Genomic DNA, 13,688 nt, shown 5'->3' with positions numbered 1-13,688 from the left:
GGAGGCCGGCGGGCGGAGTGGGGCCGCCCGCCGGCCTCCGGCGTTCGCCGGCCGGCGTCACGCCATCTGCCGCCGCACCAGTTCGTGCAGTCGCCCGGCCGGGTCGGCGAGCAAATGGGCCGGCGGGCCCTGCTGGACCACCTTGCCGTGCTCCATCACCACCACCCGGTCCGCGTCCAGCACCGTCGACAGGCGGTGCGCGATGACGACCCGGGTGGCCCGCAGCGCCTTGGTGCTCTCGATCACCGTGCGCTGCGTCTCGTTGTCCAGGGCGCTGGTCGCCTCGTCGAAGAAGAGGATGCGCGGCCGGCGGATCAGCGCCTGGGCGATCATCAGCCGCTGCCGCTGGCCACCGGAGACCGCGCCGCTGCCCGAGACGATGGTGTGCAGCCCCATCGGCATCCGCCGGATGTCCTCGGCGAGCCCCGCCATCTCGGCCGCCGCCATCGCCTCCTCGGGCGTGTACGGTTCGGTGCCGCAGATGACGTCCAGGAGGGAACCGGTGAACGGCTGGGCGTGCTGGAGCACCACACCGCACTGCCGGCGCACCGCCGACCGGTCGAGTGCGGCCAGGTCCTGACCGTCGTACAGCACACTGCCCGACAGCGGCCGGTCGAAGCCGATGAGCAGCCGCAGCAGGGTGGACTTGCCGCAGCCGCTGGGACCGACCACCGCCACGAACTCGCCCGGCCGCGCCTCGAAGGAGACGTCGTCCAGGACCAGCGGACCGTCGTCCGAGTAGCGGAAGGACACCCGCCGTGCCTCGAGCGCCCCGCTCAGCGGGCCCGGCCGGGTGCTCGCCGCCCGCACCTCGGGCGTCGCGTCCAGCACCGGCCGGATCTGCTCGAACAGCGGCAGCGCGGCCACCCCGGAGACGAGCGCGCCGGTCAGCTGGGTGACCGAGGTCAGCACCATCGTCACCGACGCGTTGAAGGTGAGGAACTCGGCCGCCGTCATCGAGCCGCGCGCCGGGCCCGCCAGCAGCATGAACATCGCCAGCGTGCACAGCGGCAGGTAGACCGCGCCCAGCACCGCCGTCAGGTTCTTGATCCGGCCGGCCTTCTGCTGGAGCTCACGGCTGCGGGCGAACTCGGACGCCCACGCCCCGTACGCGTAGTTCTCCGCCGCCGCCACCCGCAGCTTCGGCAGTCCGCGCAGTGTCTGGAAGGCCTGGTTGTTCAGCTTGTTGGTGAGCACCACCAGACGCCGCTGCCACCGCACCTGCCACAGTCCGAGCCCCGTGAACACCGCGGCGATGACGACGAGCATCCCGATCGCGGCCAACGCCATCGGCACGCTGAACCACAGCAGCAGCCCCAGGTTCATCGCGCCGACGGTGACCGACTGGGCCACCGTCGGCCCGACCCCGGCCAGCAGCCGGCGGATCGCGCTGATGCCCATGGCCGCGCTCGCCAGCTCACCGGTCGAGCGCTCGGTGAAGAACGACGTCGGCAGCCGCAGCAGCCTGTCCCACACGGCCGGCTGGAGCGTGGCCTCCACCCGGCCCTCCAGCCGCAGCAGGGTGAGGTTCTGCAGCAGCATGAAGGCGGCGGCCACCACACTGCTGATGATCACCGCGAGACACACCTGCACGATCAGCCCGGTCTGCGCCTTCGGCACGAACTCGCCGAGCACCTTGCCCGTGGCGATCGGCACCAGTGCCCCGATCGCCACCGTGACCAGACCGCTGAGCAGCAGCCACGTCAGATCGCCGCGGGTGCCCGACATGCAGAACCGCATCAACCTGAGCGGGCTGAGCCGCCGTTCGGGCAGCGGGCGGTAGAACATCACCGCCTGCGGCTCGAACTCCGCGGCGTTCGCCTTCTCCACCGGTGTCTCACGCCCCGTCGCGGGATGCACCGCGACATATCCGCCGCGTCGCCACAGCAGCGCCACCGGCGCGCCGGACAACGCCCGGTGACCCACCAGCGGGCCGACGTCGTCCCGCCACCAGCGGCCGTCCAGCCGTACGGCACGGGTGCGCAGACGGGACGCGACGGCGATCTGCTCGACCGGATCGAGCCGATCGCCGCCGGTGCCCGAGCGGGCCGGCCCGGCGAGCGCGATCCCGGCCGCCCGCGCGACCAGCTCGCAGGCCGCGTACGTGGCGTCCGCGTCGGCCGCGGTCGTCCCCAGTGCCGACCGCTTGCCGATGGCGGCGAGCAGCGTCCGGTCGGCCCGGTCGCGAACCGCCTCACCGGCTTTGATGCCCTCGGCGGTGCGTGTCTCGTGGGTGTGCTCCAGCTGCTCGATCCAGCGGTCCAGCGTGGTCATCAGCCGGTACTGCTGGTCGACCAGGCTCTGCCACAGCGCCGGGTCCATCAGCAGGTCCGCCGCGGCCTCGGCGCCGTACAGCGAGCCGTACTGCACGCTGCCCGGCGGCACCTGCATCCAGAACACGTCGTCGTCGCTGGGCGCGGCGGCCCGCTCGGTGGCCATCGGCGCCTGGAACAGCACCGACAGACTGCGGCCCACACCGAGGGCGAGAGCGTACTCCAGCGGGCTCGTGGCCGGCGGGACGTACTGCGGATCGCCGTACTCGTCGTACGACCAGGTCTGGGTGTCCGCCGCCCGGTACAGCTCGCGCAGGCCGATACGGTGCACCACACAGTCCCGCAGCGGCCGGGCCACCAGGGTGTGCCGCGGTCCCGCGCCGGGGCCGAGCAGCAGCGAGCCCGCCTCCAGCCGGCCCAGGTGGTGCCAGTGGCCCCGCTCCTCGGCGTCGACGGCGAACAGGTCCACCGCGCCGGACGCGATCAGCCACAGTGTCTGCGGCCCCGCCAGATCCAGCCGGCTGAACCCGGCGCAGTCCGTCCGCGTCCCCAGCGAGCCGAGCGCACCCAGCACGAGGTCGCCCCCGGGTCCCTCCTGCTCCTGCACGGTCGTCGTCATCTCACCGCTCCCTGACCAGCGCGGCGTACGCGCCCCCGCGCGCCACCAGTTCCTCGTGCCGGCCGCGCTCCACGACCGTGCCGTGGTCGAGGACGACGATCTCGTCGCTGTCCCGGACCGTGCTCAACCGGTGCGCGATCACCACACAGGCACAGCCGCGTCGGCGCAGGTTGTCCATCACGACCAGCTCGGTCTCGGCGTCCAGCGCGCTGGTCACCTCGTCCAGCACCAGGATGCTCGGCCGCCGCACCAGCGCCCGTGCGATCTCCAGGCGCTGGCGCTGCCCGCCGGAGAAGTTCCGGCCGTCCTGCTCGACCCGGCTGCGGATGCCGCCCGGCCGACGCGCGATCACGTCGTACAGGGCCGCGTCCCGGAGCGCCTCCTCGACCGCCTCGTCCGGGATCGACGGGTCCCACAGCGCCACGTTGTCGCGGACGGTGCCCTCGAAGAGGAACACCTCCTGGTCGACGAAGGAGACGGACGCCGCCAGCGCCCCGCGCGCGATGTCCTCGATGCGCTGCCCGTCGATCCGGATCACGCCCTCCCACGGCGTGTACAGGCCCGAGAGCAGCCGGGACACCGTGGACTTGCCGCTGCCGGAGCCACCGACCAGCGCCACCTGCTGCCCCGGCCCGACGGTCAGGTCGAAGCCGGTCAACAGCGGTTTGTCCAAAGGGTTGTAGCCGAAGGTGAGGTTCTGCAGCTCGACATGGCCGTGCAGCCGGCGCGTGGACTCCCCGGCGCCGGGGCGGCCGTAGAGCGGGTCGGCCCGGAAGTTCTCCACGTCCTTCAGCCGGGCCACGTCCGCCGCGAAGTCCTGGATCCGGCCCGCGACGCCGTTGAGCCGGGTCAGCGGCGCGGTGAACCGGGTGACCAGCGCCTGGAAGGCGACCAGCAGACCGACCGAGATGTACCCCTCGACCGCGCGCATACCGCCGATCCACAGGATCAGCGCGCTGTTGAGCGTGGCGAGCGTCGGCGCGACCACGCCGAGCCAGGCACTCGGCACCCCGAGCCGCTGCTGCTCCTCCAGCGTGGTCGCGTGCTGCCCGGCCCACTTGCGGAAGTAGCCGTCCTCGCCGCCGGTCGCCTTCATCGTCTCGATCAGCTGCAGACCGGTGTACGCCGTGTTGGTGAGGCGTGCGGTGTCCGCGCGCAGTTTCGCCGTACGGGTCGCGCGCAGCCGGATGACGATCCGCATCGCCAGGACGTTGAGCAGCGCCACCCCGATCCCGACGAAGGTGAGCTGCGGGTCGTAGGTGTACAGCAGCACCGCGTACAGCACGACGACGACGGCGTCCACGCCCGCCGCCGACAGGTCCCGGGACAGCGTCTCGGCCACGGCGTCGTTGGACTGCAGGCGCTGCACCAGGTCCGCCGGGCTGCGCTGGGAGAAGAACGTCACCGGCAGCCGCAGCAGATGCCGCAGGAAGCGGGCGCTGGACAGCGTGGAGGAGACGAGCCGCCCGCGCAGCAGGTTGGCCTGCTGGAGCCAGGTCAGCACCAGGGTGAGCAGGACACAGGCGCCCATCGACGTGAACAGCACGCCCAGCATCGACGTCCGGCCGCCGATCAGGAACTCGTCGATGAAGGTACGGCTGAGCCCGGGCACCGCCGCGCCGACCGCCACCAGCAGCAGGCTCGACAGCACCACGGCGGGCATCGTCCCCGCCGTGCCGCGCAGCCGGGCCGGCATCGCGCCGAGGACGCCCGGCCTGCGACCGCCCCGGGTGAAGTCCGGCCCGGGTTCCAGGGTCAGGACGACACCGGTGAAACTGCCGTCGAACTCCTCCAGCGGCACGAAACGGCGGCCCTTGCCGGGGTCGTTGACGAACACCCCGCGACGGCCGAACCGGCGGCCCATGCCGTCGTAGACGACGTAGTGGTTGAACTCCCAGAACAGGATGGCCGGCGCCGTCACCTCGGCGAGGGCGGCCAGATCCATCTGCATGCCCTTGGCGGTCAGCCCGTAACCACGGGCAGCCTTCAGCAGGTTGCTGGCGCGCGAGCCGTCCCTGGAGACACCGCAGGCGATCCGCAGTTCCTCCAGCGGGACATGGCGGCCGTGGTGGCCGAGCACCATCGCCAGGGAGGCGGCGCCGCACTCCACGGCCTCCATCTGGAGCACGGTGGGCGTACGGACGGTCTTCCCGCGCGCCTTGGGCACCTTGCGCCTGGGCGGGGCGGCACGGCGCCGGCCGCGGGTCTCCTGTGCGGTGGTCACGGCAGCAGCCAGTCGACGGGACGTTCGTCGGACAGCCGGACGGAGCCCGAGGCCAGGGTCATCGAGGTCAGGGGGAACGGCGGCCCCTGGGCGGAGGACCACCGGTAACCGCTCTTCGTGGCGGACGACTTCACCAGTTCGACCGTGACGGCCACCGGCCTGCCCTTCTTCGTGAACTGCTCGCCCAGCTGGCTGTCCCCGAGGAACGCGGTGATCTGCTGGGCGGACTGAGCGGAGCGGTCCACCGACTTCACCTCGCCGCGCAGCACGCCGTACTCCTGGCTCGGCACCGACTGCACGGTGAGGTCGACCGCGGCGCGCACGGGAATACCGGCGGCGCTCTCGGCGGGGACGTAGACGGTTGCGTACAGCGGGTCGTCGGCGCCGGTGACCTTCTCCACGGCGGCGACGTTCGCGCCGGTGGTGATGATCTGCCCGACGTCGGCGGCGAGTGTGGTGATCCGGCCCGCGTCCAGGGTGCGGACGACGGCGTCGCCCTGCTCGGTACGGACCTTCAGGAGGGGGGAGTTCGCGGGCAGCCGCTCGCCCTGCTGCGCGAGGACCGCGGTGACCTGCCCGGCGAGAGGGCTCTGCAGGACGTAACTGCCCTGCCCGTGCGTCAGGACGGCGGGCGCGGCCACCGTGGAGGTCACGGACCCGGTCACCGCCCACACGGAGGCGGCCGCCATGGCGACCACGGTCACGGAGAGGACCAGCCAGCCCTGCGGCCGGGCGAAGCGCACCGGGAGATCGAGTTCCTCGGGTGACTGGAGCTTGGCGAGGGCCTGTTGGCGGAACTGCACGGTACTTCCCTCACCTGCGTGAACTCTGCGAAGGACGGCGGGGTACGGCTCGGCCGAGCCGGCGGGGCGGCCGGCCGGGGGCGCCGGGGCCTGTCGTGACATCCCGTCCGCCGGGCGACGGGACCTGGAGCGATGCTGAGCCCCGGAGCCGGGGGGAGGCTCCGGGACTCAGTGGCACAAGGGCGCGATCAGAGACCGGCGACCAGGTTCATGACCGGGGCGGAGTTCAGACCGGTGACACCCTCGACGGTGCCGACGGCCGTGTCGGCCAGGCCGGAGACCGGGGCGATGCCGTCCACCGCGCCCGTGACGGTGTTCACGGCGTTCACGGACAGGCCGCCGGAGACGTTGTCCAGCTCGGCGTCGGAGATCTCGGTGGTCTCGACCTGGGGGGTGGAGCTCATGAGGGAACTTCCCTTCGTGTGGAAATGACATAAGAGGGAGAGCGGCCCCCTCCGGGGACAGAGGAAGGCCGCGACCGCGAGCGCCGGACCCCGGCGCCGGATGCCCGGAACGGCCTTGCGGTGCGATGGATCAAAGCACGCCCCGGCTCCGGGCTTCCACTCAAACAAACCTCCCACCAGCGAACTTGCGGCTTTGTGGCGTCCAAGAGTGCAGAGAAGGGCACGGCCCGGTGGTGACTTCTTCACATGGCTCACGGCATCGCCCCGTCCCGCTGCTTGCGCCCCTCGAACCGGAATCCGGCACACCGGTCCCAAAGGTGCGAGGGGGACAGCCGGCCCGTGGACGGCCTCCGGCTCCGGTGACCGCGTTGGGCGGTGGATGTGCAGATTCGCTGAAGCCGGGATTCCGCCCACCGTCCTCGACGGAGGGTGCGCGCTCGGTCACGGTGCGTACTGCTCTCGGATGGCTGCACAAACGGTCGGCAGAGCACATGAGTTGGCCGATTCCGCGGCGTGAACCCGCTCTTGGCAAAAGGATTTGAACGCCCCGCCGGACCCGTGCGTACCAACAGCCATCCAGGCGCCGACAGCCGCCGGACGGCGGCACGACTCCGGTCCCCCCAGGAGGTCGAGAAGTTTGAGTCACAAGCGAATTCCGAAGCGCAAGGCCGCGATAGCGGTGGGCGGCGTGGTGGCGCTCGGCGCCGCCGCGATCCTGCTCCCCAACGCCAACGCGTCACAGGACGGCGCGACGGACGGCGCTGCGGCGGCGGCGCCGCCGAAGACACTGCAGGCCACGGACGCCTCGGACCTCTCCTCGCAGCTCGCCGGGCTCCTCGGCGACGCGTTCGCCGGTTCCTACTACGACGGGGGCAAGCAGCAGCTCGTCGTCAACGTCGTGCCCGGCGACGACAACAACGTGATCGTGCAGGCGAAGAGGGCGGGCGCGACCGTCCGTGAGGTCGACAACAGCATGACCGAGCTGGAGGCCGGCGCGCAGACGCTGAAGAGCGAGGCGACCATCCCCGGCACCTCGTGGGCCGTCGACCCGCGCACCAACAAGATCCTGGTCACCGCCGACTCCACGGTGACCGGCAAGAAGTGGGACAGACTGGAGTCCACCGTGCGGGACCTCGGCTCCGGCATGGCGACCATCAAGAAGTCCGCGGGCACGTTCAGGACGTTCGCCTCGGGCGGGGACGCCATCTTCGCCGCCAACTCCCGCTGCTCCCTCGGCTTCAACGTCACCGCGGGCGACGGCACCCCCGCCTTCCTGACGGCCGGTCACTGCGCGCTCGGCGGACGGCAGTGGTCCGACCAGCAGGGCGGCGCCCCGATCGCCACCATCGACCAGGCCGTCTTCCCCGGCGAGGGCGACTTCGCGCTCGCCACGTACGACGACCCGAACACGCAGGCGCCGAGCGACGTCGACGTGGGCGGCCAGACGGTGCAGATCACCGAGGCCGCCGAGGCCACCGTCGGCCAGGAGGTGTTCCGGATGGGCAGCACCACCGGGCTCGCCGACGGCCAGGTGCTCGGTCTCAACGCCACGGTGAACTACCCGGAGGGCACGGTCACCGGTCTCATCCAGACCGACGTCTGCGCCGAGCCCGGTGACAGCGGCGGCTCGATGTTCACCCAGGACGGCCTCGCGATCGGCCTGACCTCGGGCGGCAGCGGCGACTGCACCGTCGGCGGCGAGACGTTCTTCCAGCCGGTCACCACTGCCCTGGCCGCGGTCGGCGCGACCCTCGGCGAGGGCGGCGCGGGCGCCGGTGTCGGCGCCCAGGCGGGCGGCGAGGACGCCGGTGGCGGTGAGGTCGGTGGTGAGGACGCCGGTGGCGGTGAGGTCGGTGGTGAGGATGCCGGCCAGGGAGCAGCCGGTGACGGAGCGGGTCAGGACGCCGGACAGGGAGCCGGTGACGGAGCCGGACAGAGGACCGGCCACGGGGCCGGCTACGGGGCCGGCCGGGATGCGGAGGACGGCGCCGGTCAGACCGGGACCCACTGACCGGACCCACCGACCGGGGCCTGCCCGACCGCACCGGGTGGAGCGTCCGTGGTGGGCCGCCGCCCCGGACCCCGCCACGCGATTGCGCCGGGGTCCGGGGCGGCGGCACGGACCGGTCGGCGCGTCCTCGCAGCCGGTACCGGGCGACTCCCGGGTCCGTCGGTGCGGAGGGCGAGGAGCAACCCGGGGGAGGGGCCCACCTCGGTCGTCGGACACGCCGCCGGACCGTCGATGCCCAGCAGCGGACCACCGGCCGGATCCCGCACCCGCGCCCGGCCGTACGGCCTCCCCGGCGACGGCAACGGCGGCGGACGGCCCGCTCCGGCGGCGCCCCGCGGGCCCCTCCCGGGCGGTGTCCGGCCGGACCGCCGGAACGCGACGGGGTGCCGCAGGGGCTGCGCGGGGCTCGTACAAGCGCTGTAATGGCCAACGTGGTCGGTGAGGGCGCTGCGGGACGCAGCACGAGAGCGCTGCGAGCGGAAGCCGCCCTGACGGCGATCACCGCCGAACCGGAGACACCGGACCGGTTGCGCCGGGTCCTGGAACAGGCCCTCGTCTTCGCCGGCGCCGCGCTCGTCGCCGTGTACACGTCCAGTGCGGAGAGCGAGCAGCTGCTCCTGGTCGAGTCGGCCGGGATCCCGCAGGCCCTGTGCGGGGTGCGCGACAGCTACTCCGTCGCCGGGCACTCCCCGGCCGCCGAGGCCGTACGCGGCGGCCGGCCGGTGTGGCTCGGACCGGCGGAGCTCGCCGCCCAGGCCCAGGCGCGGCGCGTACCCGCTCGCGACTTCTCCCTCGCCGCCCTGCCCGTGCGCCACGATCCCGGAGGCTGCCTGCTCGCCGTCAGCGAGCGCCCCGGCGGCTTCGCCCCCGAGGACAGGGTCTGCCTGGGGCTCGTCGCCGACGCGGTCGCCTTTCCCCGGCCGCCGGCCGCCGACGACGGCGGCGAGCTGTCGCCGGGCGCCTTCAGCCTCGCCATGGACACCGGACGGGTCCGGCTGGCCGACGACGTCCTGGACCTGTTCGGTCTCGGTCCGGACGACTTCGACGGCCGGGTGGAGACCCTGATGGGGCTGACCGTGCCGGAGGACCTGCCCTCCGTGATGTCGGTGGTCGAGGCCGACCACCTGACCGTCGGCGAGCGCGAGCTGGAGTTCCGGGTGCTGCAGCCCGCCGGCCCGCCGAAGTGGCTCCGGCTGCGCGGCCGGCTGCTCCAGGGCAAAGAGGGCCGCCCGGCCCGTCTCGTGGGCTCCGTCGCCGACGCGTCCACGCTGCGCTCCGACGTCACCGACGTGGCCCGGGTGCAGCGCCTCGCCGCCGCACTCGACATCGCGGTCACCGTCCGCGATGTCGGCAGGGCTGTGGTCGCCGCCCTGCGCGGGCCGCTCAGAGCCGACCGGATCGCGGTCGCCGAACTGGAGAGCGACCGGCTCGTCGTCACCGTCCTCGACCCGCCGGAACCGGACGCCTGGCCGGATCTGTGGCGCGCGGAGTGGCGCGCCGAATGGCCCGAGGCGCCGGTGCGCACCATGCCCACCCTCGCCGCCGTGCTGCGCGAGGGCCGGCCCCGGATCTGGCCCGCGGGCAGCCCGCTGGAGACCTCCCTCGCCGAGGTCGGACCCGGCGGCCTCGCCGCGCTGCCGCTGCCCGCCGGCAACCGGATGGCCGGCGCCTGCCTCATCGGCTGGGACACCCCGCACGACTTCGGAGCCGACGAACGCGCCCTGCTCACGGCCGCCGCCGGCCTCGCCGGACAGGCCCTGATGCGGGCCCGTGCCTTCGACGCCGAGCACGAACTGGTCGGCATGCTCCAGCGCCAGCTGCTGCCGCGCCGGCTGCCCCGGCTGCCCGGCGCGGTCGCCGTCGCCCGCTATCTGCCCAGCACGGTCGGCCTGGAACTCGGCGGCGACTGGTACGACGTGATCCCGCTGCCCGACCACCACGTCGCCCTCGTCATCGGCGACGTCCAGGGGCACAGCGCGGGCGCCGCCGCCCTCATGGGACAGCTGCGCACCGCGCTGCGCGCCTACGCCGTCGAGGGGCACGCGCCCGACGTGGTGGTGTCGCGCGCCAACCGGCTGCTCATCGACATGGAGAGCGACCTCTTCGCAACCTGTTGCTATGTCGACGTCGACCTGGAGCAGAGCTCCGCCTGGTGCGTACGCGCCGGGCACCTGCCGCCGGTGCTGCGGCACCCGGACGGCCGCACCGAGATCGCGGAGGCGGAGGGCGGCCCACCGCTCGGCATCATGACACAGGCCGACTTCCCCATGAGCCCGCTCCGGCTCCAGCCCGGTACGACCGTCGCCCTCACCACGGACGGCCTGGTCGAGTCCCACGAGGCCGACATCGACGAGGGCATGGACGACTTCGCCCGCCGGCTCGCCGCCGCCGACCCGGCCCACCTCGGGCTCGTCGCCGACACCCTGCTCGGCAAGGCCGCGCGCAGCGACGACGTCGCCCTGCTGCTGATGCGCTACGACGGCATGGCCCTGCGTCCGCTGCGGGAGAGCTGGACGGTGTGGCGGGTGCCCCAGGCGGTGGGCCACGCCCGCCGCTTCACCCGGCGCACCCTGCGCTCCTGGGGCGTGGCCGAGGACCTCGACGCCGCCCTGCTCATCGTCTCCGAACTGGTCACGAACGCCCTCGTGCACACCGAGGGACAGGTCCGTCTCGACCTCACCCTCGCCGGCGACCGGCTCCGCCTCGCGGTCGCCGACGCCTCGCCGCGCAGTCCCGTCAAGCCGAGCAGCATCGGCTGGGAGGCCACCGGCGGCCGCGGCATCCTGCTCGTCGAGGCGGTGTCGGCGGCCTGGGGGTCGCTCCCGGTCAGCGGCGGCAAACAGGTGTGGGCGGAACTCGTCCTGCGCCGGTGAGTGCGTGATGGCGCCGGCCGCCGACCACGGCCCGGCGCCCGGGTCATCCCTTCGAGTGATCCGGCCGACGGGCGCGACCCGGTCCCGCGTCCACCGCCGCGGGCCGGGACCACAGTCCGGGACCACGACGACCGGACGGCTCTCGTCGGGGATCTCGTAATGAACCGTTAAAAGAAGTGACGTTGCATTCGCCGCGCACCACTAAGGTGAGTCAGATGAAGGCTCTCGTGCTCTCCGGCGGCGCCGGAACCCGACTGAGACCGATCACCCACACCTCGGCCAAGCAACTGGTGCCCGTGGCCAACAAACCCGTGCTCTTCTACGGGTTGGAATCGATCGCGGACGCGGGTATCACCGAGGTCGGGATGATCGTCGGTGACACGGCCGCCGAGATCGAGAACGCGGTGGGCGACGGATCGAAGTTCGGCCTGCAGATCACCTACATCCCCCAGGAGCAGCCGCTGGGGCTGGCGCACGCCGTGCTGATCGCCCGTGACTGGCTCGGCGACGACGACTTCGTGATGTACCTCGGCGACAACTTCATCGTCGGCGGCATCACCGGCCTCGTCGAGGAGTTCCGCAGACACCGGCCCGACGCGCAGATCCTGCTCACCCGGGTCGCCGACCCGCGCTCCTTCGGTGTCGCCGAACTCGACGCGGACGGGCAGGTGATCGGCCTGGAGGAGAAACCCGAGCGCCCCAAGAGCGACCTCGCCCTCGTCGGCGTCTATCTGTTCACGCCCGCCGTCCACGACGCGGTGCGCGCCGTCCAGCCGTCCTGGCGCGGCGAACTCGAGATCACCCACGCCATCCAGCATCTGATCGACTCCCGTGCCGAGGTGCGCTGCACCGTCATCCAGGGCTACTGGAAGGACACCGGCAACGTCGTCGACATGCTGGAGGTCAACCGGTCCGTCCTCGAAGGGATCGAGCGCCGGATCGACGGCGACGTGGACACCGCTTCCGAGACCATCGGCCGGGTGGTGGTGGAGGCGGGGGCCCGGATCAGTAACTCGCGCGTCGTCGGCCCCGCCGTCATCGGCGCCGGCACCGTCGTCAGCGACTCCTACGTCGGACCGTTCACCTCCGTCGCGGAGAACTGCCGGATCACCGACAGCGAACTCGAGTTCTCCATCGTGCTGCGGGACTCCTCGATCGAGGGCGTCCGCCGTATCGAGTCCTCACTGATCGGCCGTCATGTCGAGGTGACCCCGGCCCCCAGCGTCCCCAGCGCCCACCGGCTCGTCCTCGGAGACCACAGCAAGGTGCAGATCCATTCATGAACCTCCTCGGGACCGGAGCCGCCGGTTTCAGCGGCTCCCGCTCCGTCCGTACGCGGCTCGCCGCCGACGCGCCCGACGCCCCGAGGAGCACCGTGCCGCGCGACGACCGCGCCACCCCCTCTCCCGAGGACCACCCGACCGCCCCGCGCCCCGCGTACAGCGCCCTCGCCCACGGCCGCCGACAGGACATCGGTCCGCCGGCACCGCGCGACCGGCGTGTCGCCCTGCACGAAGCACCGCCCCGCATCCGCAAGGAGAGTCCCCTTCGTGAAACGCCATGAGTTCCTGCGGGAACTGCACAAGGCCTGCGCCAACCGCAACTACCTGGAGATCGGCGTCAACGACGGCCGCAGCCTGCGCCTGTCCCGCGTCCCCAGCATCGCGGTCGACCCCGCCTTCAAAGTCGTCTCGGAGCTGAAGTGCGACGTCCACCTGGTGAAGGCCACCAGCGACGACTTCTTCGCCCGTGACAACCCGCTGGCCCACCTCAAGGGCGGCCGCCACCCGCTGCGCAACCTCCGCCGCGGCCGCAGCCCCCTCGGACACTGGCGGCGCACCACGCTCGACCTGTCGTTCATCGACGGCATGCACCTGTTCGAGTATGCCCTGCGCGACTTCATGAACGTCGAGAAGCACTCCGACTGGGCCAGCGTGATCGTCCTCGACGACATGCTGCCGCGCAGCGTCGACGAAGCGGCCCGGGACCGGCACACCACGGCCTGGACCGGTGACGTCTACAAGATCACCGAGGTGCTGACGCGTTACCGTCCCGACCTGGTCACCGTCCTGGTCGACACCCAGCCCACCGGCCAGCTCGTGATCTTCGGCGCCGACCCGGACAACACCGTGCTGCACGACAAGTACGACGAGATCATGGCCGAGTACAAGGTGCCCGACCCGCAGAAGGTCCCCGAGACGATCCTGGAGCGGGCCGGCGCGGTGCCGCCCGAGGCGCTGATCGAGGCCGGCTTCTGGCGCCCGCTCGTCCAGGCCCGCAACCGCGGCCTGTCGCGGCGCCTGGGCTGGGAGCCCCTGCGCCGCGCGCTCGACCAGGTCGGCGTCAGCCGCTGAGTCCCCTGCCGCGCGGCTCTTCGCAGCGTGCGCGGCAGGCCTCGTACGAGGCCTGCGGGCCGAGGCGGAACGCATCGGCCCGCCGGGACGCCTGCTCCTCCTCGGACGACAGCCCGGGGTGAGGCCC

The 13,688-nt window shown here is 72.6% G+C and carries 9 protein-coding genes; 5 read left to right on the top strand and 4 right to left on the bottom strand.

Annotated features, from left to right (window positions below; genetic code table 11):
- Positions 1–57: 57 nt before the first annotated feature.
- From PYS65_RS01390 to PYS65_RS01375, 4 genes are all read right to left on the bottom strand, one after another.
- Positions 58–2,892: an NHLP bacteriocin export ABC transporter permease/ATPase subunit gene (locus PYS65_RS01390; protein ID WP_279331843.1), complete on the bottom strand. Its 2,835-nt coding sequence runs from the start codon at positions 2,890–2,892 to the stop codon at positions 58–60.
- Between the two features lies 1 nt (position 2,893).
- Positions 2,894–5,116: an NHLP family bacteriocin export ABC transporter peptidase/permease/ATPase subunit gene (locus tag PYS65_RS01385; RefSeq protein ID WP_279331842.1), complete on the bottom strand. Its 2,223-nt coding sequence runs from the start codon at positions 5,114–5,116 to the stop codon at positions 2,894–2,896.
- Positions 5,113–5,919 carry an HlyD family efflux transporter periplasmic adaptor subunit gene (locus tag PYS65_RS01380; RefSeq protein WP_279331841.1) on the bottom strand — a complete coding sequence of 269 codons (807 nt, stop codon included), beginning with the start codon at positions 5,917–5,919 and terminating at the stop codon, positions 5,113–5,115. The genes PYS65_RS01385 and PYS65_RS01380 overlap by 4 nt, the downstream gene beginning before the upstream one ends.
- A gap of 188 nt (positions 5,920–6,107) precedes the next feature.
- Positions 6,108–6,323 (bottom strand): type A2 lantipeptide, encoded by a 216-nt coding sequence (locus tag PYS65_RS01375; RefSeq protein ID WP_279331840.1) that lies wholly within the window; start codon positions 6,321–6,323, stop codon positions 6,108–6,110.
- A 637-nt stretch (positions 6,324–6,960) separates the two neighbouring features.
- Here PYS65_RS01375 and PYS65_RS01370 point away from each other — a divergent pair.
- The 5 genes from PYS65_RS01370 to PYS65_RS01345 all read left to right on the top strand — a co-directional run bounded on the left by PYS65_RS01370 (position 6,961) and on the right by PYS65_RS01345 (position 13,561).
- On the top strand, positions 6,961–8,334 hold the full coding sequence (locus tag PYS65_RS01370; protein ID WP_279331839.1) for a S1 family peptidase: 1,374 nt from the start codon (positions 6,961–6,963) through the stop codon (positions 8,332–8,334).
- A gap of 422 nt (positions 8,335–8,756) precedes the next feature.
- Positions 8,757–11,207, top strand: coding sequence for a SpoIIE family protein phosphatase (locus tag PYS65_RS01360; protein WP_279331838.1), 2,451 nt, complete (start codon positions 8,757–8,759; stop codon positions 11,205–11,207).
- A gap of 215 nt (positions 11,208–11,422) precedes the next feature.
- Positions 11,423–12,490, top strand: coding sequence for a glucose-1-phosphate thymidylyltransferase (locus PYS65_RS01355; RefSeq protein ID WP_279331836.1), 1,068 nt, complete (start codon positions 11,423–11,425; stop codon positions 12,488–12,490).
- Positions 12,487–12,771 carry a hypothetical protein gene (locus tag PYS65_RS35010; protein ID WP_387042477.1) on the top strand — a complete coding sequence of 95 codons (285 nt, stop codon included), beginning with the start codon at positions 12,487–12,489 and terminating at the stop codon, positions 12,769–12,771. Before PYS65_RS01355 ends, PYS65_RS35010 begins: the two co-directional genes overlap by 4 nt.
- Positions 12,758–13,561, top strand: a complete 804-nt coding sequence (locus tag PYS65_RS01345) for a class I SAM-dependent methyltransferase (RefSeq protein ID WP_279331835.1) — start codon at positions 12,758–12,760, stop codon at positions 13,559–13,561. Before PYS65_RS35010 ends, PYS65_RS01345 begins: the two co-directional genes overlap by 14 nt.
- Positions 13,562–13,688: the final 127 nt, after the last annotated feature.

The sequence above is a fragment of the Streptomyces cathayae genome (assembly GCF_029760955.1).
In the GTDB taxonomy this organism is placed as follows: domain Bacteria; phylum Actinomycetota; class Actinomycetes; order Streptomycetales; family Streptomycetaceae; genus Streptomyces; species Streptomyces cathayae.
Note: the sequence above shows the minus strand (reverse complement) of the source record. Positions and strands in the feature narration are given on the sequence as shown.

Excerpts from the sequence above, each read along its gene's own strand:
- PYS65_RS01390 (WP_279331843.1), bottom strand. The coding sequence starts at position 2,892 with ATGACGACGACCGTGCAGGAGCAGGAGGGACCCGGGGGCGACCTCGTG.
- PYS65_RS01375 (WP_279331840.1), bottom strand. The coding sequence starts at position 6,323 with ATGAGCTCCACCCCCCAGGTCGAGACCACCGAGATCTCCGACGCCGAG.
- PYS65_RS01360 (WP_279331838.1), top strand. The coding sequence starts at position 8,757 with ATGGCCAACGTGGTCGGTGAGGGCGCTGCGGGACGCAGCACGAGAGCG.
- PYS65_RS01355 (WP_279331836.1), top strand. The coding sequence starts at position 11,423 with ATGAAGGCTCTCGTGCTCTCCGGCGGCGCCGGAACCCGACTGAGACCG.
- PYS65_RS35010 (WP_387042477.1), top strand. The coding sequence starts at position 12,487 with ATGAACCTCCTCGGGACCGGAGCCGCCGGTTTCAGCGGCTCCCGCTCC.